This window comes from Roseibium sp. MMSF_3412, from assembly GCF_030733265.1.
In the GTDB taxonomy this organism is placed as follows: Bacteria; Pseudomonadota; Alphaproteobacteria; order Rhizobiales; family Stappiaceae; genus Roseibium.
The window spans coordinates 57539-77386 of record NZ_JASHJI010000002.1; the positions used below are offsets into that span (position 1 = coordinate 57539).

The window sequence follows — 19848 nt, forward strand, 5'->3', positions numbered from 1 at the left end:
CTGGTTCGCCTTGGGGGAAACGCCATGTTGAGAGCTTTGTGTTTCTTCTTGTTTTCGTTTGCCTGTCTGAGCTCGGCCCTCGCCTTCGTCAAACTCGAAGGTTATTTCATTGCCGAAAAAACCTGCGAGGCCTTTCAGAGCAAGAACCGGCAGACAAATCCCGGCAACATCACCACGCTTCCGCGCACTGCCTATAAGATGCTCGGCATCAACAGGACAGGCGGAGATTTCTTTCAGGTCGAGGTGCCGGACGCGCCTGTCACGACATCGCGCTGGGTCAACGCCGCTTGCGGTCTTCACGTTGTCAGGGCGGATACAACGACCAGCGCGGATACTCAGCACGACAATGGCCCGGTCGTGGACCGGAACGGCGCGGAATCGACCGACAACCTTTTGACCCTCAGCTGGCAGCCCGCCTTTTGCGAGACCCGGCCGGGCAAGACGGAATGCAAGGCCCTGAATGACGGCAACCTGCCGCATACAACGCGGCAATTGTCGATCCATGGACTTTGGCCCCAGCCAAGGGGCAATGACTATTGCGGCGTGCCCGCGTCCGTCAAAAACCTCGACACGCCGGAGAACTGGCATCGCCTGCCCGCGCCTGAAATCGACACGGACACCGCCGATGCGCTTCAGGCCGCCATGCCTGGTTTCGCGAGCTTCCTGCACCATCATGAATGGATCAAGCACGGCACCTGTTACTTCGGCAAAGGCGGCGCCGATGAATATTATGACGACACGCTCCATCTCACTGGACTGGTCAACGACAGCGCGGTCGGCGATCTTTTCTTCGACAATGTCGGCAAGGAAATCACCGGCGCTGAAATCAGGGCCGCGTTCGATGCAAGCTTCGGAAGCGGGAGCGGCGAAAGGGTCCAGATCAAATGCACACCCGATGCCGGAAGGACCCTGATCAACGAGATCTGGCTCAGTCTCGGCGGAACGATCACGCAGACGTCGGATATCGGTGACCTGATGCGCGCTGCACAACCGGCGGCCATGGGCTGCAGGAAAGGCGTTATAGACCCTGCAGGACTGCAATAGTCGACGGGCTCCGTCTACCGCATCAACTCCCGGCAAGGCCTGGAAAAAGCAGCGCGCCGGGCGGCAAGTCTTGACCTGCCCGGCCCGCTCGGGCATGTAGCGCGGCGACAGTTTCACAAACGAACCGAAAGCGATCTCCCATGGGATTTCAGTGCGGCATTGTCGGGCTGCCGAATGTCGGCAAGTCCACGCTTTTCAACGCGCTCACAAAAACCGCTGCGGCCCAGGCCGCCAACTATCCGTTCTGCACCATCGAACCGAATACCGGTGAGGTTGCCGTACCGGACACACGGCTCGACGCGATCCGAGAGATCGCACAGTCGAAGGAACTTATTCCGACACGGATTACCTTCGTTGATATTGCCGGCCTCGTGCGCGGGGCGTCCAAGGGCGAAGGTCTGGGCAACCAGTTCCTCGCCAATATCCGCGAAGTCGACGCCATCGCCCATGTGTTGCGGTGCTTTGAAGACGACGACATCACCCATGTCGACGGCACGATCGATCCGATCGCGGATGCCGAGACGGTGGAAACCGAGCTTATGGTCGCCGACATGGAAAGCCTGGAACGCCGCATCGCGCCTCTGAAGAAAAAGGCAACCGGCGGTGACAAGGAGGCCAAGACGCTCCTGCCGATCATGGAAGCTGCGCTCGCGCTTCTTCAGGAAGGCAAACCGGCCCGCATGCTTGAAACCGCGGATGCGGAAGAAGCAAAGATGCTGAGGGGCCTGAACCTTCTGTCTTCGAAGCCTGTTCTTTATGTCTGTAATGTCGATGAGGCTTCAGCTGCGGAAGGCAACGCGCTTTCGCGGAAGGTTGCTGAAAGGGCGGCACAGGAAGGTGCCGTTGCCGTCGTCATTTCCGCTGCAATCGAGGCGGAGATATCCCAGCTCGAAAAGGAAGAGCAGGACGAGTTCCTGGAAACAATCGGCCTGGAAGAACCCGGTCTCGACCGCATGATCCGCGCCGGATATGACCTCCTCGGCCTGATCACCTATTTCACCGCCGGCCCGAAGGAAACGAGAGCCTGGACGATCACCGAGGGCACGAAGGCACCCGGTGCTGCGGGTGTCATTCATACCGACTTTGAACGGGGCTTCATCCGCGCCCAGACCATCGCCTATGACGACTACGTGTCGCTCGGCGGTGAAAGTGCTGCGAAAGAGGCCGGCAAGGCCCGCGACGAAGGCAAGGAGTACATCGTCAAGGACGGCGATGTTCTGCTTTTCAAGTTCAATACCTGATCGAGACGGTGAGCCTCTTGTGATAGCATCTGTGACGGAAGATTCATAAGATCTCCGGGAGGGAGGCGCAGATGAAAACGATCCTGCTTACCGGCTTCGAGGCTTTCGGGACAACCCCGGTCAATCCGGCCGAAATGGTCGCCCGCCGTCTGGAGGGGGAAACGGTCGAAGGCGCGCGGATCGCCTCAAGGGTCATACCGAACACGTTCTTCGTCTGCATAGACGCGGTAAGGGAAGCCATGGCGGAAACAGGCGCTGATGCCGTTGTCATGATGGGCGAGTTCGGCGGCCGGGCCACGATCACGGTTGAACGGATCGCCCTCAATTTCAACGATTCGTCGCGCTACGGCCTGAAGGACAACGCCGGCATCTCACTTCAGGGAGAGCCGACAGCGCCGGACGGCCCACTGGCCTATCAAAGCACTCTGCCCCTCAGGGCCATGGTCAGGGCCATGCGCGAAGGCGGCATACCCGCTGACATTTCGGACGCCGCCGGCACGTTCTGCTGCAACCATCTTTTTTACGGCATCCTGCACCACATCGCGAAGTCGGGCAGGACAACGCCGGCTGGCTGGGTTCACCTCCCTCACCTGCCGGAAGTCGCTGCAATGGAGAACAATCTCGGCGCACCGAGCATGTCCGTCGAAACGGCGGCCGAAGGCCTGCGCCTTGCGCTCGCCGCGCTCGTCACGCACCCGCAGGATATCGACGACCCGATCTCGGGGCGCCTGCAAATCTAGATGTGCTTGTACAGGCGCTCCGGGTCATACCCTCATTGGAGCACGAGAATAGAATCGGCCCTGGCGCATCGGTCGATCACGGCAAGCGCGGCTTTCCAGCGACCGCCATTCGGATCCTGCGGGCCTCACGGCCCTGTCTGTGACCATGCCCGACCAATTTCAGCGTAAAGAAAAACCCCGTTGGCCTGCCAACGGGGTTTTTTCTCAGCTTCGGTCAAGTCCCATCATCATCAGCGGGTTCGGACCTTGCTGGTCCCGCCACTTGCGCCGCTTGTGATGGCCGGACCGTGAACTCCAGCCTGTTTTCGGTGCACCGTATTCCTGTGCAAGGCGGTGCGTTTGGTAGTTGGGACGAATGTTGTATTCCATGGTCTCGCTCCCTTTCCTGTGCAAGGACCCTTTGCCCTTGCGTCTGACAGAGATATGGGGAGCCCAGATGTCCAATGTGTGAAGGCCACATTACGGATCGGACACAAGGATCTAATACATTGATTTAATGGAAAAAATAGAGATTTATAGGTTGAATCGAGATGCGTGTGCCGGGAGAATTTGACAATCTTGGGGCCCGCACGACAAAACCCCCGCCGGTCGTCCGGCGGGGGTTTTGTCAGCTGCGGTCCAGACCCTGCATGGTCAGCGGGTTCGGACCTTTCCTGTCATGCCATTTGCCCTTGTTTTTTCCAAATCCGAAGAAGGATCCGAAAAAGTCCTGTTGGCTTTGCGCCGCGCGGGCCATGATATCGACACTGTCGTAAGATCTGCGTTTGCTGTTCATTTTAACTCACTCCCTTTCTTGCAAGTGCATCATTGCCTTGCGTCTGAACGAGATATGGTCACGGCAGATGTCCGATGAGTGGCCTTGAGATTAACGTTCGGCCATGTTCAGCTTTGCCCGTTGTCACTGTCATTTCTCCGGGGGCTTCTTTCGTGACTTTTGACCAGATCGCTTTGTTTGTGCTTTTCGGAATTGTTTTCGCGCTGCTAGTCTGGGGCCGGATCAGGTTTGATCTGGTCGCCTTCGCCGCGCTGATCACCGGTGCGTTTCTCGGGCTCGTGCCCTCCGGCGAGATTTTCAACGGGTTCGGACATTCTGCCGTCATCATCATCGCGCTGGTCCTGATCGTCTCAAAGGGTCTGATGAACTCAGGCGCGGTCGAGCTGATCGCAAACCATCTCTTGTCAGCCTCCAGAGGCCTTGCGCGCCACATCTCGATAATGTCGGTGGTCGGCGCAGGCCTTTCCGGCATCATCAACAACGTGGCAGCGCTTGCCCTGCTGATGCCGCTCGACCTGGAAGCGGCAAAGAAAGCGGGCCGCTCTCCCGGCCTGTCGCTGATGCCGCTGTCTTTCGCGACCATTTTGGGCGGCATGATCACCCTGATCGGTACACCGCCGAACATCGTCATTGCCGAATACCGGTCCGACGCGCTCGGCCGCCCGTTTGCCATGTTCGATTTCGCACCGGTCGGGCTCACGGTGGCCGTCTTCGGCATCGCCTTCGTTGCCCTGTTCGGCTGGCGTTTTCTGCCTGCACATTTCAGGGAAAAGCCGAAGGACGAAGGATTCGCCGACAGTCTCTATTCGGCCGAGTTGAAGATCAGCAAGGTCTCGGAAGAAAAGCCCGTGGCCGTGGGCGATCTCTATCCGGTCGCCGAAGAAAAGGATGTCACCATAATCGGCCTCATCCGGAACGGCCGGCGGATCAAGGGCTTTGCGCGCCGCGAGCCGATCAAGAGCGGTGACTTTCTCGTGGTCGAGGGCGACCCGAAGGCCATCGAAGGCTTCATGGGAGCGGCCAAGCTCGACTTTGCCGGCTCTGAACAGCACAAGGGCGGCCTTGGCGGCGCCTCCCTGTCTCTGGCCGAGGCAATTGCCCCCGACAGCGCCCGCATTACCGGGACGACCGCCTTCAAGCTGCGTCTCCTTTACGGTCACGGTGTCACCCTGCTCGGTATTTCGCGCGAGGGACGCCGTATCCAGAAACGGGTCCGGCACGAGATCATCCGGCCTGGCGACGTGCTTTTGATGATCGGTACGCAGGAGCGCCTGGAAAATGCCTTTTCCTGGCTTGGCGTCCTGCCTCTGGAGGGGCGCAGGACAGACATGATCCAGCGAAACAAGGCGTGGCTGGCGATTGCCGGCTTCATCCTGGCAATCGCCGTGGCTGTTGCCGGATTTGTCTATCTGCCGGTGGCTCTCGCGGCCTGTGTCGTGCTTTATGCCGCGACCGGCCTTGTCAGCGGCTCGGAGGTCTATAACGCGGTGGAATGGAAAGTGATCGTTCTGCTCGGATCACTGATCCCGCTTGGCCAGGCCTTTGAAAATGCCGGCAACGCGCAGTTGATAGCCGACGGCATCGTCGCCCTGACGGCGGGCGCGCCGGCGTGGGTCACGCTCACGGTGCTGATGATCGTGACCATGACCCTGTCCGATTTTCTGAACAATGTCGCGACCTGCCTGATCGCGGCACCCATTTCGGTGCAGATCGCCGGGAGCCTCGGCGTCAACCCCGACCCCTTTCTGATGGCCGTCGCGGTTGCCGCCTCGTGCGCTTTCCTGACGCCGATCGGGCACAAGAACAACACGATCATCATGGGACCGGGCGGTTACCGCTTCGGAGACTACTGGCGCATCGGCCTGCCTCTGGAGATCCTCGTGCTGGCGGTGGCCATCCCGGCGATCCTTGTCTTCTGGCCCCTGTCCGCCTGACCCGTCAGGCGGCCGGTTTCAGTGGCAGGCAGATGTCGGTCAGGAGATCGGTGGGCGCCGTGTCCCTCGGATTGTTGAGGTAGACTTCCATGCAGGGCGCATCCGCCGGCTCGCGCCCCGATTGGGTGAGCCACTCGCCGTAAAGCCACTCGTAGGCCCATTTCATGTCAGCGTAAGGTCCCTTGTAGTGAAGAACGGCGTAGTCGCCGCCATAGGTCTGCACCGCCTCGAAAGGGGCTTCCACCTCGAACCCGTCGGACACCGCCACACCGGCGGCCGACTGGAGTTCGTCTTCGGGAACATGGGTCGGGTCTGAATAGTAGAGCCCTTTCATGATCCCCACCTGCCCCAGCAGGTTGCGGCTGGCCAGAACGCCAATGGCTTTTTCAAACGCCTTGCCGATCTCCATATAGGCACCCTTGTGCGGGATAACGGCAAGCTTTTCGGTGGGAATGGATTTGATTTCAACCTGGTGCATAAGAAGAGTTCCTCTTGTTTTTGGAATGGGAGCACCGCCATTGGCGGGCTTGAGACGGCCTTCGACACCGGCCTCCCGGTAAACTGAGGGAGACTGGCCGTAGACTTTCTTGAAACTGCGGCTGAAGGCCTCCAGGCTGCTGTAACCGGCACGCGTTGCGATCTCGGCAATCGGCATCCTGGAATAGGTCAGATCCGCAGAGGCCCGGTGCAGCCGCAGTCGTTTGACGGTCGCGACGATAGATTCGCCATAAGCTGACTGCCAGACGCGATGCCAGTGCCACGGAGACAGGGCTGCGACTTCAGCAAGCATCGCCAGGTCCGGATCTTCGTCGAGATGCGCATAGATGTATTCGATCACCCGCGTAAAGCGCCGGAGATAACCATCATCCTTCGGCGATATTCCTGGTTTCTCGTGCTGTGTCATTGGAAACGGCCCTTGCTTGATTTCGGAAATCTAGAGCCCTTTTGAATGATACGGGGCCATTTGACCCCTTTTCGGGTTTGTCGGCTAGGCGCGCTCTGTGCAGCGGTCTGGTTGACCGGAAGCGGAGCGCAACAACGTCCGGCGAGCCCGAAAACCGGGCCTTCGGTGGGCCAATTCAGCCCATCTACAGCGTTGCAGAGCTTACTCGATACCCCGCATCGCGCTGCGCTCCGCGCCTTGGATATGAGCTGAATTGGTTCCATCAAACGACTCCGTATCATTCAAAAGGACTCTAGCACCGGGTCATCTGACAAATCTTGCTGACTTGTTGAGAAGGAATCTGAGCTATGTGCCGTGGCATTTTTTTTAAACACACACACTCCTGTGAGCGCGTCTTTGTGTCCTGCCTATCGAAATTGCATCCGGTCCTGTGCTACGACAGAAGACACCAACGCTCTCCCGCCACATCCTTGACCGGCTCAGGTTCCAGACAACACAGCCCAACCACATGACACATCCCCAATATTTTGAAGACTTCGCCGCCGGGCAGGAGATCCCGCTCGGGTCGATTGAGGTCACCCGGGACGACATCATCGAGTTCGCGACCGAGTTCGATCCCCAGGACTTTCACATGAGCGAGGAAGGCGGCAAGGCGTCGATGCTCGGCGGTCTGGCGGCATCCGGCTGGCACACGGCCAGTATCGTCATGCGTCTTCTGGCGCTGAACCTCTTCAACAAGAGCACGGGCCGCGGATCGCCCGGCGTCAGCAGGCTGAGATGGAAACACCCGGTTTTTGCCGGCGACACCCTGTCGGCGCATGCCGAGATCCTGGGAACCAAACCCCTGCGCTCAAAACCCGGCCTCGGCCTCGTTTTCATCCGCATCCGCGCCGCCAACCAGAACGGCAAGGATGTCATCGACTGGGAGAACCCCGTCCTGTTTGAAAGACGGGAGCCGGCCCTATGATCGAATTTTTTGAAGATATCCGCGAAGGCAGCACGCTGGAACTCGGGCGCCACACGTTCCGAAAGGACGACATCATCCGATTTGCGGAAAAATACGATCCGCAGCCTTTTCACCTGAGCGAAGAAGGGGCGGCGAAAACCCACTTCGGGCGCCTTTGCGCTTCGGGCTGGCACACGGCTTCCGTCTTCATGAAGCTGTTCGTCGCGAAACTGAAAACGATGCAGGAAGAGGCGCGTGAATCCGGCGCCCCTTTTGCGAAGATCGGCCCCTCGCCCGGCTTTGAGGATCTGAAATGGATCAAGCCGGTTTTTGCCGGTGACACCCTGACCTACACCCGCATCGTGACCGGCAAGACCGAAAGCCGCAGCAGGCCTGAATGGGGTCTCGTTCACTCCGACATGCTGGCGCACAATCAGGACGGAGTGCTTGTGTTCTCCTTCAAGGCAACCGTCTTTGTCGAAAGGCTGGGCGCCCGGTCAGACTGACGACCTTTGCATCCGCCTACGGTTCGCGCGACGTATCCTCCGTTTCCTTGCCGGAGACCGCCGGGGCACGCTGATGAAAGAAGCCAGAGGGTGGTGGGGGCACCTGAAAGAGAAAGAACACCAGGATCGCGACAAGCAGTCTGTCCACTGCGCGTCTGCCACGCACGGGCGAGAACCCGTCCAGCAGCGCGGAGGCCGCATCGGCCTGCGATGCCGGTACGCGGATTGAAACACCGCCCCAGGCGATCATCTTGTCCCACGAGACCGAGGCAATCGCCTGATCAAAGGTCCAGACGCGGATATTGGCACTCTCCAGAAAAGACGCCGCCAGCGCCCATTCCATCGGACCATAAGCGCGCGCAACGGTCACCAGGTTCTCTTGCCGTTTCAGCTGCTGGGCCATGCGTGTTCGATCCTCCGTACAGGGCATCGTGTGCGCTCAAGCATACAGCAATTGGGTCGGCAAATCCCAAGGGACCAGATGTCAGGAAACAGCTCGCCCGCAATGGATCGGGGTCAAATGTGCTTAAAGGGTCCGCGCGAACAGGATTTCGTCGCGGATCTCGATCCCGTAGTCGCCGCGCAGCGGAATGCCGGGCTTCTGTTCGCGCTCCTCGTCAATGACGCCCTGCCCGATCCGTTCGAAGCGGAACCCTCGCCGCTGGTAGAAGCGGAAGGCATCCAGATTGTCATTGGATGTTCTGACCGTCAGACGCGGAACGGACTGTGAGCGCGCTTCCGTAACGACGGCATCCAGCAACTGGCTGCCGACCCCGCCCCAGCGATTGATCGAATCCAGCGTCAGGATTTCCCACTCCCCGTCCCGCTTGATCAGCGTAACCAGACCCACCAGATCATTTCCGTCGAAGGCGACATAGCCGGGGAGCCGGGACGCATCGACCATCTCGTTGTCCAGCATGATCTCCGGGGCGGTCCAGCGTTCGGTCAAGAGCTGACGCACCGCGGGATAGTCCCCTTCTTCCGTTCGGCGAATGACTACAGGCATTTAAGCGCTCCTACCGGTGAAAAACCCTGCTTGAAATTGGACTGCGCGCCTGCCATCGCGCTCGCTCCAGTTCCGGGTCGACATGTTCTTCTTCAGGATAGCCAACACATAGATAAGCCACGAGCTGCCAGTTCCCGTCAACCTGAAGGATTTGGCAAATTGTTGCCGGGTCGAGGATCGAGACCCAACCCACGCCTATTCCTTCAGCCCTTGCGGCAAGCCAGAACGTGTGCACCATGCTGACCGTGGAATAAGCCAGCATTTCAGGCATGGTCGCACGGCCAAGTCCATGACCCTGATCCGGGTCTGTGTCGCTGAAGATGGCGAGATGAACAGGTGCCTCCTTGAAACCGGCCAGCTTGAGCTGCCTGTACCGGGTTGCCCTGTCATCCGGATATTCCTGTGCCGCTGCCTCGTTTTCCGTCTCGAAACAGGCCCTCACCTCGTCCCGTTTTTCCTGGTTCTCCACGACGACAATACGCCAGGGCTGGCTGTTGCCAACCGAAGGCGCGAGATCTGCGAGTTGAAGCAGATGGTCGAGCATGCCGTCTGGTAAAGGCTCGGTCCGAAAGCGGCGCACATCGCGCCGCCATTTCAGCAGCGTCTCGAAGTCTTGCCGGAACTGAAGGGAAAACTGCGGCCCGTCCGCTGGAGGAGGCATGAGGTCAGTGCCCGGGAAATTCCACCAGCGTGCGCACGGGCACATTGAGCGCTTCCAGCTTCGCGCGCCCGCCAAGATCCGGCAGGTCGACGATAAAGCAGGCGGCTTCGATATTCGCTCCCATGGACTTCAGCAGCTTGCAGGCCGCTTCCGCGGTTCCGCCCGTCGCGATCAGGTCGTCGACAAGGATCACCCTGTCCCCGGGCTGGATGGCGTCCTTGTGCATTTCCATCTCGTCGAGGCCGTATTCGAGCGAATAGGCGATCCGCACCGTTTCATGCGGCAGCTTGCCCTTCTTGCGGATGGGAACGAAACCGGCCGACAACTGGTGCGCCACCGCGCCGCCCAGGATGAACCCCCGGGCCTCGATCCCGGCAATCTGGTCGACCTTCGAACCGGCCCACGGCTGCACGAGCGCATCGACGGCGCGGCGAAATGCACGCGCGTTGCCGAGCAGCGTCGTGATGTCGCGAAACAGAATTCCCTCTTTCGGATAGTCCCTGATCGTGCGGATCGAATCGACCAATTCGTCATGGATCGTCTGTTCGGTCATCGAGCTCTCTTTCTTCGGCTGATTGTTCCGGCACATGCCCCGACCGACGCTTATATCAAGTTTGCGTCTTCTATCGAAGCGATTTCAGCATGTTGCAATGATTGTTGTCGCAACCTATTCGGTCGGCCCGGTGAGCGGCATGACCTAGGAGGCCCTGTTCAGGACACGTCCGGCCACGGCATCGAGTTTCGCCACCAGTGCCGGATCCCGTTTTTCGGGGGCCGTCATGAAGGCAAATTCCAGCGCCGTGTCGGAACCGGCCGGGCAGGACTGATGGTCCCGAGGCAGATCCCTTGCGACCCTGGCAACAAGACGCTGCGCGTTTTCGGCATTGTCGTGCAGCACCTTGATGATGGCCTGAATGTCGACCTCGCCGTGGTCGGGATGCCAGCTGTCATAATCGGTGACCATCGCGACGGTCGCGTAACAGATCTCCGCTTCGCGCGCCAGTTTGGCCTCCGGCATGTTGGTCATGCCGATCACGTCGCATTCCCAGGACCGGTAGAGATGGCTCTCGGCAAGCGAGGAAAACTGCGGGCCTTCCATCGCCAGATAGGTTCCGCCCTTGGCATAAGCCAGACCCTCGGCTTCCGCCGCCGCCGCAACCGCCTCGATCAGTTTGGGACTGACCGGGGTCGCCATGGAGACATGGGCAACGCAGCCGGTGCCGAAGAAGCTCTTTTCACGGGCGATCGTCCGGTCGATAAACTGGTCCACCAGCACGAATGTTCCGGGCGCATGTTCTTCCTTCAGCGAGCCGCAGGCCGAAACAGACAGGAGATCGGTCACGCCGCAACGCTTCATCACGTCGATGTTTGCCCGGTAATTGATCGTTGTCGGCGAATAGACGTGTCCCCTGCCATGGCGCGGCAGAAACACGACTTTCAGCCCGTCGATTTCGCCGATACGAACCTGGTCGGAGGGTGTTCCCCAAGGGCTCGCAACAGTGATCCACTCTGCATTCTCCAACCCCGGAAGATCGTAGATACCCGATCCGCCGATAATGCCAAGTACCGCATCAGCCATTGCCAAGTCTCCAGTTGAAACAAGAACCAGTTCTGTCAGCTGATTAACAAGCAGTGGGAACCTTGAACAGGTCAAAAAACAAAAAAGGCAGCGCCCGGGCCCATCAGCACCGCAACATACCTCAGCCTCGTCCTGAGGAGGACCGCGGGGTTCGTCTCGAAGGAGGGACCGCCAGGCCGACTTTGCCGCCATCTTTCGAAGCTCCGCTGCGCTCTGCACCTCTAGATGAGGTGTGGGGTGCGGCTGAGGTTGCAAGTCAACAAAAAAGGCGGGCCCGGGGCCCGCCTTCTAAGATCTCTCGGTGCTTGAGCCGATCAGTGGTCCGCGTTGCGCCAGAGCTGCTTCTTGGTGAAGTAGAGCAGGCCCGCGAACACGATCAGGAACACCATCACGCGGAAACCGATCTTCTTGCGGTCTTCAAGATGCGGCTCTGCGGCCCACATCATGAATGCGGAAACGTCTTTCGCATATTGTTCGACCGTCATCGGCGTGCCATCAGTATATTCAACGGCCTCGTCGAACAGCGGCGGTGCCATCGAGATGAATTCACCAGCCAGGAACGAATGGTTGTAGTACTGGCCATCCGGTACAACAACGCCTTCTGGCGCATCCACATACCCGGTCAGAAGCGAGTAGATGTAGTCAGGGCCGTTTTCCTGGTACTGCGTGAAGATGTCGAACACGAAGGCCGGGAAGCCGCGCTGAGCTGCACGTGCCTTTGCCAGCAGCGAGAAATCGGGCGGGTATGCACCGTTATTCGCCGCACGGGCTGCCTGCTCGTTCGGGAAAGGCGACGGGAAGCGGTCGGCCAGGATTGCCGGCCGGTCATACATGTCGCCGAAATCGTCCGGACCGTCGACAACGGTATACTCGGCAGCAATCGCCTTGGCCTGGTCTTCGGAGAAGCTTGGTCCGCCGTTTTCTGCCAGGTTCCTGAAGGCGACAAGCCTCAGGCCGTGACAGGCGGAACAGTTTTCACGATAGACCTTGAAGCCGCGTTGCAGCTGACCGCGGTCGTAGGATCCGAACGGACCTGCAAAGGACCAGTTCTGATAGTCGATTTCCACCTTGGCACCGGCGGCAAGCGCTGGTGTCGCGATGGCAAGTGATGCCACCGCCACAAGGGAACGAACCATATTGATCATGGTGCTCATTGTCTCAAATAACTCCTGATCCGGTTCGCGTTATTTCGTTTCCGGCGCGGCGGCTGCACCGGCGGGTTGCCCTGATCCGCCCTTCAGCACCGCTTCGGAGATCGATGCCGGCAACGGACGCGGTTTCTCAAGGAAACCGAGCATCGGCAGGATGATCAGGAAGTGAGCGAAGTAGTAGGCGGTGAAGATACGGGACAGCGTGACGTAAATGCCTTCCGCCGGCATCGCACCCAGGTATCCCAGAGCAACGCAGGTCAGTGCGAAGATCCAGAAGAACTGCTTGAACAGCGGCCGGTAGGTTCCGGAGCGGACCTTCGACGTGTCGAGCCAGGGCAGGATGAACAGAACCGCGATGGCACCGAACATGAGAACGACGCCGCCAAGCTTGTCCGGAACGGCACGCAGGATCGCGTAGAACGGCAGGAAGTACCATTCAGGAACGATGTGCGCCGGCGTTACCAGCGGGTTCGCCTCGATGTAGTTGTCCGCGTGGCCCAGGTAGTTGGGCAGGTAGAAGGCGAACCAGGAGAAGAAGATCATGAACACGACAATCGCGAACAGGTCCTTCACCGTGTAGTACGGGTGGAACGGCAGCGTGTCCTGCTTGGTCTTCGGCTGCACGCCCGTGGGGTTGTTGTTGCCCGTGGTGTGGAACGCCCACACGTGCAGGATCACAACGCCGAAGATCATGAACGGTAGCAGGTAGTGAAGTGAGAAGAACCGGTTCAGCGTCGGATTGTCGACGGCAAATCCGCCCCACAGCCACGTCACGATCGCTTCGCCGACGAGAGGGATCGCCGAGAACAGGTTCGTGATAACGGTCGCACCCCAGAAGGACATCTGGCCCCAGGGCAGAACGTAACCCATGAAGGCCGTTCCCATCATGATCAGGAAGATGATCACGCCGAGGATCCAGGATATTTCGCGCGGCGCCTTGTAGGAACCGTAGTAGAGGCCGCGGAAAATATGGATATAGACCGCGATGAAGAACATCGACGCGCCGTTTGAATGAAGATACCGCAGCAGCCAGCCGAAGTTCACATCACGCATGATGTGCTCGACACTGTCGAATGCGGCGTCGGTGCTGGGTGTGTAGTGCATAACCAGAACGATCCCGGTGAGGATCTGCGCGATCAGCACGAAGAACAGGATCCCGCCGAAGGTCCACCAGTAGTTCAGGTTTTTCGGTGTCGGGAAGTCCACGAAGGAACCGCGCATGAGCGAAATGACCGGCAGGCGGCTTTCGAGCCACTTGGCCGCAGCGCTCTGCGGTACGTAGTTTGAATGTCCAGCCATGGCTGTCTCCTAAAAATTTCTGCCGTTAACCGATCTTGATTGTCGTGTCGCTGACGAATTCGAGCGGCGGAATCAGCAAATTCTCGGGAGCCGGGCCTTTGCGAATGCGGCCGGCCGTATCGTAGTGGGAGCCGTGGCAGGGGCAGAACCACCCGCCGAACTCACCGGCATCGCCAATCGGAACGCACCCAAGGTGCGTGCAGATACCGATCTGTACGAGCCAGTTTTCCTTGTCCTTGACACCGCGGTTCGGGTCGGTTGCCTCGGCGTCGGCGGGAAGGTTGGCGTTCCGGGCCAGTTTGTCGGGCAGATCCGAAATCGGAACGTCGGTGGCTTCGGCAACTTCCGTTTCCGTGCGGTTACGGATGAACACCGGCTTGCCGCGCCATTTGACTGTGATTGACTGCCCTTCCTCGACGGCAGACACATCAACCTCGATGGATGCCAGGGCAAGAGCCGAGGCGTCCGGGTTCATCTGATCAATGAACGGCCATACCAAAGCGCCGGCGCCCACAACGCCCATTGCACCGGTCGCGATGTAGAGAAAGTCACGGCGGTTCGGTTCTTCCGCATCCGTGTTGTGTGCCAAGGTCGCGTCCCCTCAAAAGTTCTACCTGTACCGATAGCCCGCACCATGTCCGAGCCCTCTCTCGGGAGAAGGACGATCGGAACCATGCCGGGCTCTTCGGTGGCCGCATGCGGACTGTTTCCACATCGGCCAAGCGGCTTGTCTTTTTGCACCCTTCGAAACGCTTGTCCAGACAAACAAACGCCACAAAACGCATATGTCGCAGGCAAAACAACAGCCACGCCGCTTTTCTGCCCTTTTTTGGGGAAAAAGCGCAAGACCGGAATTCAAATGAATCCCGGTCCTGCCGTTTCGTATTGTGAATTATGCCGCCTGCACAGGTGCCAGGAAGCCGCCGGACTGATGCCGCCAGAGCTGCGCGTAGAGACCATTGGCATCCAGCAGTTCCTGGTGCGAGCCTTCCTCGATGATTCGACCCTGATCCATGACGATCAGGCGGTCCAGAGCCGCGATTGTCGACAGCCTGTGAGCGATCGCGATCACGGTCTTGCCCTTCATCAGTTCGAAGAGACTCTCCTGGATCGCCAGCTCGACTTCCGAATCCAGCGCAGACGTCGCCTCGTCCAGCACAAGAATGGGCGCATCCTTGAGCAGGACCCGGGCAATCGCAATTCTCTGCCGCTGGCCGCCTGACAGCTTGACACCACGTTCACCCACATGGGCATCAAGACCCGTGCGACCGTTGAGATCGGTCAGGCCTTTGACGAAGTCCATTGCATGCGCCTTTTCAAGCGCTGCCTCGACTTCATCCCGCTCGACGTCCGGCTTGCCATAGGCAACGTTTTCGAAAATCGACCGGTGCAGGAGAGATGTGTCCTGCGTAACGACACCCACATTCGCCCGGATATCGTCCTGTCGCACGCCGGCAATGTCCTGTCCGTCAACGCGGATCCGCCCGCGCTCAAGGTCATAAAAGCGCAGCAGCAGGTTGACGATGGTCGACTTGCCCGCGCCCGAACGGCCGATCAGACCGATTTTCTCTCCAGGAGCGATTGTCAGGTCCAGATCCTCGATCACGCCGGATTTCTTGCCGTAGTGAAAGCCGATCCCGTCAAAACGGATCTCGCCCCTCGGCACGGAAAGCGCCTGCGCATTGGGGACATCCACCACATCCCGCTCACGCGAGATCGTGTTGATGCCGTCCTGCACGGTCCCGATGTTTTCAAACAGGCCCGATACTTCCCAGAGGATCCATTGCGACATGCCCTGGAACCGCAGGACCAGAGCAACGGCAACGGCGATTTCGCCGGTCGTCACCTTGCCCGCCTGCCAGAGCACGATGGACATGGCCGCGACGGCAAACAGCAACACCATGTTGAGCGTTGTCAGCGTGATGTTCATGCCGGTCACAAGACGCATCTGCAGGAACACTGTCTTCAGGAACGACGTCATCGAAGACCTGGCATAGTCTTCTTCGCGCTCCGCGTGGGAAAACAGCTTTACCGTCGATATGTTGGTGTAGGCATCCACCACGTGGCCTGTCATCACCGACCGGGCGTCGGCCTGCTCCCGCGAGACATCCTTGAGCCGCGGAATGAACACACGCATGGTGATCAGGTAGCAGCCGAGCCAGGCCATGAACGGTATCGCGAAATAGATGCTGGCCTCGGCAACCACGAACAGCGCCGCGACGAAATAGACGACAACATAGACCAGGATATCCGCGATCCGCGTAACCACCTCGCGCACCGCGAGCGCGGTCTGCATCAGCTTGTTGGCGATCCGGCCTGCGAAATCGTTCTGGTAGAACGAGATGCTCTGCCGGAGAAGGTAGCGGTGGACGCGCCACCGCACCGACATCGGGTAGGTGCCCATCAGCCCCTGGTGAAACAGCATCTCCCAGATGGCGGCAATCCCGGGCAGCAGAATGAGCACGACGATTCCCATCCAGACAAGCTGTCCCCAGTTGTCCTGAAAGAACGTTTCCGCGTTCTCGGTGCCGAGCCAGGTCACCAGCTCGCCAAGAAACGTGAAAATCATCACTTCGAGAACGGCGATCAGCGCTCCCAGAATGGAAACGACAAGCAGGATTGGCCAGACGGGCTTGGTGTAATACCAGCAAAATGCCCAGAACCCGCTTGGCGGAACGTCGAGCTCGGTCTTCTCGAATGGATCGACGAGCTTTTCGAAACGGTCAAACATGACTACCTCTCAGAGCGGCTCAAACGTAGCACGGTCAGATGCGCCATGGCATCCCGGCCGCTGATCGTTTGTGCACGCGGACGAATGACTGTCTCGGCGCTCATGAAGAACAGGCCGGACATCAAACTTGTAAAGGAAAGCGCAATGATCGCCGTGCCCCAGAACAAGGCACCCAGATCGTCAATGAAGACGGAAACGGGGATGTGCTGACCTGCAATCTCCAGAGCTTCGACACGGCTCAGGTTGTAGGCAAGCACAGGCACGAACAACACCACGGCAACAACAAAGGTTACACCGGCAAACGCAGCGGCGCGCAACAGGCCACGCAGCAGACTGCGCCTCGCATGTCCTCGCGGAGCAGGCGGCGGCACTTCAACATCCGGACGGTCCGCCAGCACGGACGGGTCCTTCGGGTAGAACGAATTCATCGGAACGGCTCCGAAACGGGAATTTGGTCAATGGTGACGGCAGACACGAAGCGGGAATCGCGCAGCTCACTGACGGCTTAAGCCGGTCACCGAAGATCTAAGATGTGAAAAAGGAAGTGTTGGCGCCTAGAGCTGCCTGACAACCTTGGTGCAGCCAGTGGGGACTGGAAATGCCTGGATCATATGATGATCTATCATGTAAGCCCTCCTGGTTGCGCGGCCGTTGGCCACAAGGAAAATCAAAAAAGGTCAACGACGTGAGGTTGACTAGTGCCGTTGGTAACCGTTTTAAGCGAAAATGGAAAGAGCTATCTTGCCGCCACCTTCAGGAAACTGACACCTGTTGCCAATCGGACACATCGCGCGGGGGCCGATGCCGGCGGGGTGATACGTCAATGGCTCTCGAACACGAACTCACGAACGTGAATCTCGGCTTCCCGCGGCGAAACCCATTGCGAAATGAGTGCACCCTGGATGTGCCCGCACCCCAGTTGCCGCAGGATTTTCTCCTGTTCCGGCCTCTCAACGCCCAGGGCAACGACCTGGTAGTCAAACTTTCCGGCGAGATTTATGATGGCTTCGACCAGGTGCCTCTTGTCGATGCTCGTTTCCAGATCGGTGACAAGTGAAGGACTGATCTTCAGAAGGTTTGCCCCGCTCTCGATGAGCTGTCCCAATCCGCTCTGAAGGCTTCCGAACTTGTCGAGCGCAATGCGGCATCCGATGGCCTTTAGGTCCTCCAGTGTGTTTTTCAAACTGGTACATGCCTCGAAATCGACGATCGCCGGATCGAGTTCGATCGTCAGACCGGTCATTGGAAAGCCCGTGTCCTCACACAAGTGGACCAGAAGAGCCATGAACTCCGGATCGTTCAGACTGGCCGCCGTCAGGTCGACCGTAAGCCGCAGCGGTGTCCCCGACGCTTCCAGAAGACGCCCCATTTCAGAAAACCCCTGCACCAGCGCATACTTCTCGACCTGCGCAATGCGCTTCACATCGTCCTGATTGCTCAACAGCGTCCTGGGATCAACGAGTCCCTCGGAAGGGTGCAGCCAGTGGGCGGAGACCTCGTATCCGGTGATGCGCCGCGCGTGCAGATCAAATTGCGGCTGCATCAGCAGGGTCAGGTTGCCGTTCTCCAGGTCGTGATCCAACCGCGCCATGTTCATGCGCCGGTGCCTGTACGCCGCACCAAGTGCTTCGGTGTACCAGGAAAACCGTCCACGTCCCGATTTTTTGGCGGCATAAAGGGCAATGTCGCCGCAGTTTATGAACTCTTCGAGACCGACCTTGGAACACTCGGCCAGCACAAGACCGGCACTTGCGCCGATCTTGAACCGCTGGTGCGCGACCAGCACCGGCTTGACCAGTTCATCAAGCAGCCGGCTGGCCAGGCTTTCCAGCTGCGCCCTTTCGACAGGTTTGAAGAAGGCAACCATGAACTCATCGCCGCCGATCCTTGCCGCCAGGCCCAGGTCGCCAACCACCGTCTTGAGAATGCCTGCGACGTGCCTCAGCACGGCATCGCCTGCGCTGTGCCCATGGCTGTCGTTGATGTCCTTGAAGTGATCCAGGTCCAGCAGCAGCAATCCAATGTGATGCCCATCAGCGCGGCCGGCGCTCAGGTGTTCCTGCAGAAACTCCGTGATCTTTGCCCGTGTGACCAAACCGGTCAGTTCATCATGCTCCGCCTGGAACTTGAGACGCTTGCGCGTTTCCTCCAATTCGGCAAAGCGCTCGACCTCGCGGGTCACATCCTGGCAAAGAATGATCATACGCGTATCGTCTTCGGTTTCCGATTCGATGCGCGCAAATGTCAGCTGGTTCCAGAACAACTCGCCGTTCTTCCGGCGGTTCTGGATCAGTTCCTTGAAACCCGAAGAAAACTTGTCGAGATCAAATTTGAAGTTTTCCAGCTCGTCGGGCGAGAGTTGCTTGTCAGGCGGCAGGATGAATTCCTGAGGCCGGCGCCCGCGGATTTCATCGGCGGTAAAGCCGGTTATGCGGGTATAGGCAGGGTTGGACCATTCGATCCGGCCGTAAATATCCTGTACCACAAGTCCTTCATGCGCATGCTCGACAACGGTTTTCAGGATTGCGGCGTCATTTCCGAACTCGGATGACCCAGGCTTAACTGATCGCACGGACTGACGCCTGCCCACGGCGTATCCGGCGCAGAGGGTCAGGACACCCACTCCGGCGCAAGCAATCAAAAACAATGCAGGCCACTCGGCCGGAGAGGTTACCATGCAAGCCCGTCAATAGCTCCACCCGTTGAAGACTATCGTGACAGAATAACTTGAAGGAAACGCTAAACGAGCGGCACGAATACAGTCGTAATATTGACAATGCTTGGAACGAAAGAACTGAACAGGCTTCAGGACCCGGGCACGCAACGAATACCGGTTCGGATGCGAAAAACCTGTGATCGTGGCCTCGTTGGACGGTGCCGGAACAGTACGATGCTCACATCGTGACCCGTTATGTGACCATGCGCGTCAGCACGTAGCCCATGCCTGCGGAGAAAGCCGAAAGAACGGTTCCCCAGGCCACGTCGACCACCGTCACGACAACCGGCCAGTTACGAAGCGTCGCATAGTTCGTGACGTCGTAGGTCGCATAGGTGAAGAACCCGAACATCGCGCCGTAAACGATAGCAATCGCAAGGCTTTCCGATTTCAGCGCCGGTGCAACAGCGAAGATGACGATCCCGACGACGTAAATGATGTAGAATGCACCGGCCGCACCCATGTTGGGTTTATCCATCAACAGGTGCCCGATCCGGTCGAAATAGAACCGGGTTGCGATCTGCGACAGCCAGACATAGTCAACCGCAAGAAAAACCAGTGCAGTCGCAAAATAGGCAGTGACGTATTGAACCATGGGACCCTCGGAAACAAGAT

The 19848-nt window shown here is 58.9% G+C and carries 21 protein-coding genes; 6 read left to right on the forward strand and 15 right to left on the reverse strand.

Going from position 1 to position 19848, the window contains the following annotated elements:
• Positions 1 to 24 precede the first annotated feature (24 nt).
• The 3 genes from RBB49_RS04115 to pcp all read left to right on the forward strand — a co-directional run bounded on the left by RBB49_RS04115 (position 25) and on the right by pcp (position 3025).
• Positions 25 to 1044 carry a ribonuclease T gene (locus RBB49_RS04115; protein ID WP_306141417.1) on the forward strand — a complete coding sequence of 340 codons (1020 nt, stop codon included), beginning with the start codon at positions 25 to 27 and terminating at the stop codon, positions 1042 to 1044.
• A gap of 140 nt (positions 1045 to 1184) precedes the next feature.
• Positions 1185 to 2285, forward strand: coding sequence for a redox-regulated ATPase YchF (gene ychF / locus RBB49_RS04120; protein ID WP_306141418.1), 1101 nt, complete (start codon positions 1185 to 1187; stop codon positions 2283 to 2285).
• Between the two features lie 71 nt (positions 2286 to 2356).
• Complete coding sequence (pcp, locus tag RBB49_RS04125) at positions 2357 to 3025, forward strand: pyroglutamyl-peptidase I (protein WP_306141419.1); 669 nt, start codon at positions 2357 to 2359, stop codon at positions 3023 to 3025.
• A 204-nt stretch (positions 3026 to 3229) separates the two neighbouring features.
• Here the strand turns inward: pcp and RBB49_RS04130 are convergent, their stop codons facing one another.
• Together RBB49_RS04130 and RBB49_RS04135 are read right to left on the reverse strand one after the other, a co-directional pair.
• A complete protein-coding gene (locus RBB49_RS04130) occupies positions 3230 to 3394 on the reverse strand; it encodes a hypothetical protein (RefSeq protein ID WP_306141420.1) in 165 nt (54 codons plus the stop codon).
• Between the two features lie 238 nt (positions 3395 to 3632).
• A complete protein-coding gene (locus RBB49_RS04135; protein WP_306141421.1) occupies positions 3633 to 3800 on the reverse strand; it encodes a hypothetical protein in 168 nt (55 codons plus the stop codon).
• A gap of 152 nt (positions 3801 to 3952) precedes the next feature.
• Here RBB49_RS04135 and RBB49_RS04140 point away from each other — a divergent pair, with 152 nt between their 5' ends.
• Positions 3953 to 5734, forward strand: coding sequence for an SLC13 family permease (locus tag RBB49_RS04140; protein WP_306141422.1), 1782 nt, complete (start codon positions 3953 to 3955; stop codon positions 5732 to 5734).
• 4 nt (positions 5735 to 5738) lie between these two features.
• On the opposite strand, the gene RBB49_RS04145 is transcribed toward RBB49_RS04140, so the two are convergent.
• Positions 5739 to 6638 (reverse strand): GyrI-like domain-containing protein, encoded by a 900-nt coding sequence (locus RBB49_RS04145; RefSeq protein ID WP_306141423.1) that lies wholly within the window; start codon positions 6636 to 6638, stop codon positions 5739 to 5741.
• 508 nt (positions 6639 to 7146) lie between these two features.
• Here RBB49_RS04145 and RBB49_RS04150 point away from each other — a divergent pair.
• Both RBB49_RS04150 and RBB49_RS04155 read left to right on the forward strand, forming a co-directional pair.
• Positions 7147 to 7605 (forward strand): MaoC family dehydratase, encoded by a 459-nt coding sequence (locus RBB49_RS04150; protein WP_306141424.1) that lies wholly within the window; start codon positions 7147 to 7149, stop codon positions 7603 to 7605.
• Positions 7602 to 8090: a MaoC family dehydratase gene (locus RBB49_RS04155; protein ID WP_306141425.1), complete on the forward strand. Its 489-nt coding sequence runs from the start codon at positions 7602 to 7604 to the stop codon at positions 8088 to 8090. The genes RBB49_RS04150 and RBB49_RS04155 overlap by 4 nt, the downstream gene beginning before the upstream one ends.
• A 16-nt stretch (positions 8091 to 8106) precedes the next feature.
• Here the strand turns inward: RBB49_RS04155 and RBB49_RS04160 are convergent, their stop codons facing one another.
• From RBB49_RS04160 to RBB49_RS04215, 12 genes are all read right to left on the reverse strand, one after another.
• Positions 8107 to 8493 carry a hypothetical protein gene (locus tag RBB49_RS04160; RefSeq protein ID WP_306141426.1) on the reverse strand — a complete coding sequence of 129 codons (387 nt, stop codon included), beginning with the start codon at positions 8491 to 8493 and terminating at the stop codon, positions 8107 to 8109.
• Between the two features lie 123 nt (positions 8494 to 8616).
• Entirely contained in the window at positions 8617 to 9096 is a 480-nt protein-coding gene (locus tag RBB49_RS04165) for a GNAT family N-acetyltransferase (RefSeq protein WP_306141427.1), read from the reverse strand.
• Between the two features lie 10 nt (positions 9097 to 9106).
• Positions 9107 to 9757, reverse strand: a complete 651-nt coding sequence (bluB, locus tag RBB49_RS04170) for a 5,6-dimethylbenzimidazole synthase (protein ID WP_306141428.1) — start codon at positions 9755 to 9757, stop codon at positions 9107 to 9109.
• 4 nt (positions 9758 to 9761) lie between these two features.
• On the reverse strand, positions 9762 to 10310 hold the full coding sequence (locus tag RBB49_RS04175; RefSeq protein ID WP_306141429.1) for an adenine phosphoribosyltransferase: 549 nt from the start codon (positions 10308 to 10310) through the stop codon (positions 9762 to 9764).
• Between the two features lie 144 nt (positions 10311 to 10454).
• Positions 10455 to 11336 (reverse strand): S-methyl-5'-thioadenosine phosphorylase, encoded by an 882-nt coding sequence (locus RBB49_RS04180; RefSeq protein WP_306141430.1) that lies wholly within the window; start codon positions 11334 to 11336, stop codon positions 10455 to 10457.
• Positions 11337 to 11650: 314 nt separating this feature from the next.
• The gene (locus RBB49_RS04185) at positions 11651 to 12490 is read right to left on the reverse strand and encodes a cytochrome c1 (RefSeq protein ID WP_306141431.1); all 840 of its coding nucleotides are present in this window, start codon (positions 12488 to 12490) and stop codon (positions 11651 to 11653) included.
• A gap of 30 nt (positions 12491 to 12520) precedes the next feature.
• Complete coding sequence (locus RBB49_RS04190; protein WP_306141432.1) at positions 12521 to 13786, reverse strand: cytochrome b/b6; 1266 nt, start codon at positions 13784 to 13786, stop codon at positions 12521 to 12523.
• Between the two features lie 25 nt (positions 13787 to 13811).
• Complete coding sequence (petA, locus tag RBB49_RS04195) at positions 13812 to 14375, reverse strand: ubiquinol-cytochrome c reductase iron-sulfur subunit (protein ID WP_306141433.1); 564 nt, start codon at positions 14373 to 14375, stop codon at positions 13812 to 13814.
• 303 nt (positions 14376 to 14678) lie between these two features.
• The gene (locus RBB49_RS04200) at positions 14679 to 16517 is read right to left on the reverse strand and encodes an ABC transporter ATP-binding protein (protein WP_306141434.1); all 1839 of its coding nucleotides are present in this window, start codon (positions 16515 to 16517) and stop codon (positions 14679 to 14681) included.
• A gap of 2 nt (positions 16518 to 16519) precedes the next feature.
• Positions 16520 to 16945 (reverse strand): hypothetical protein, encoded by a 426-nt coding sequence (locus RBB49_RS04205; protein ID WP_306141435.1) that lies wholly within the window; start codon positions 16943 to 16945, stop codon positions 16520 to 16522.
• Positions 16946 to 17337: 392 nt separating this feature from the next.
• The gene (locus tag RBB49_RS04210; RefSeq protein ID WP_306141437.1) at positions 17338 to 19089 is read right to left on the reverse strand and encodes a bifunctional diguanylate cyclase/phosphodiesterase; all 1752 of its coding nucleotides are present in this window, start codon (positions 19087 to 19089) and stop codon (positions 17338 to 17340) included.
• Positions 19090 to 19426: 337 nt separating this feature from the next.
• Positions 19427 to 19828 (reverse strand): DUF2177 family protein, encoded by a 402-nt coding sequence (locus RBB49_RS04215; RefSeq protein ID WP_306141438.1) that lies wholly within the window; start codon positions 19826 to 19828, stop codon positions 19427 to 19429.
• Positions 19829 to 19848: the final 20 nt, after the last annotated feature.

What these genes read in the sequence shown, in the direction of transcription:
- RBB49_RS04200 (WP_306141434.1), bottom strand. Translation starts at nt 16,517, where the DNA reads ATGTTTGACCGTTTCGAAAAGCTCGTCGATCCATTCGAGAAGACCGAG.
- RBB49_RS04160 (WP_306141426.1), bottom strand. Translation starts at nt 8,493, where the DNA reads ATGGCCCAGCAGCTGAAACGGCAAGAGAACCTGGTGACCGTTGCGCGC.
- RBB49_RS04115 (WP_306141417.1), top strand. Translation starts at nt 25, where the DNA reads ATGTTGAGAGCTTTGTGTTTCTTCTTGTTTTCGTTTGCCTGTCTGAGC.
- RBB49_RS04175 (WP_306141429.1), bottom strand. Translation starts at nt 10,310, where the DNA reads ATGACCGAACAGACGATCCATGACGAATTGGTCGATTCGATCCGCACG.
- RBB49_RS04185 (WP_306141431.1), bottom strand. Translation starts at nt 12,490, where the DNA reads ATGAGCACCATGATCAATATGGTTCGTTCCCTTGTGGCGGTGGCATCA.
- RBB49_RS04205 (WP_306141435.1), bottom strand. Translation starts at nt 16,945, where the DNA reads ATGAATTCGTTCTACCCGAAGGACCCGTCCGTGCTGGCGGACCGTCCG.
- bluB (WP_306141428.1), bottom strand. Translation starts at nt 9,757, where the DNA reads ATGCCTCCTCCAGCGGACGGGCCGCAGTTTTCCCTTCAGTTCCGGCAA.
- RBB49_RS04150 (WP_306141424.1), top strand. Translation starts at nt 7,147, where the DNA reads ATGACACATCCCCAATATTTTGAAGACTTCGCCGCCGGGCAGGAGATC.
- ychF (WP_306141418.1), top strand. Translation starts at nt 1,185, where the DNA reads ATGGGATTTCAGTGCGGCATTGTCGGGCTGCCGAATGTCGGCAAGTCC.
- pcp (WP_306141419.1), top strand. Translation starts at nt 2,357, where the DNA reads ATGAAAACGATCCTGCTTACCGGCTTCGAGGCTTTCGGGACAACCCCG.
- RBB49_RS04135 (WP_306141421.1), bottom strand. Translation starts at nt 3,800, where the DNA reads ATGAACAGCAAACGCAGATCTTACGACAGTGTCGATATCATGGCCCGC.
- RBB49_RS04130 (WP_306141420.1), bottom strand. Translation starts at nt 3,394, where the DNA reads ATGGAATACAACATTCGTCCCAACTACCAAACGCACCGCCTTGCACAG.
- RBB49_RS04215 (WP_306141438.1), bottom strand. Translation starts at nt 19,828, where the DNA reads ATGGTTCAATACGTCACTGCCTATTTTGCGACTGCACTGGTTTTTCTT.
- RBB49_RS04155 (WP_306141425.1), top strand. Translation starts at nt 7,602, where the DNA reads ATGATCGAATTTTTTGAAGATATCCGCGAAGGCAGCACGCTGGAACTC.
- RBB49_RS04145 (WP_306141423.1), bottom strand. Translation starts at nt 6,638, where the DNA reads ATGACACAGCACGAGAAACCAGGAATATCGCCGAAGGATGATGGTTAT.
- RBB49_RS04190 (WP_306141432.1), bottom strand. Translation starts at nt 13,786, where the DNA reads ATGGCTGGACATTCAAACTACGTACCGCAGAGCGCTGCGGCCAAGTGG.
- RBB49_RS04165 (WP_306141427.1), bottom strand. Translation starts at nt 9,096, where the DNA reads ATGCCTGTAGTCATTCGCCGAACGGAAGAAGGGGACTATCCCGCGGTG.
- RBB49_RS04180 (WP_306141430.1), bottom strand. Translation starts at nt 11,336, where the DNA reads ATGGCTGATGCGGTACTTGGCATTATCGGCGGATCGGGTATCTACGAT.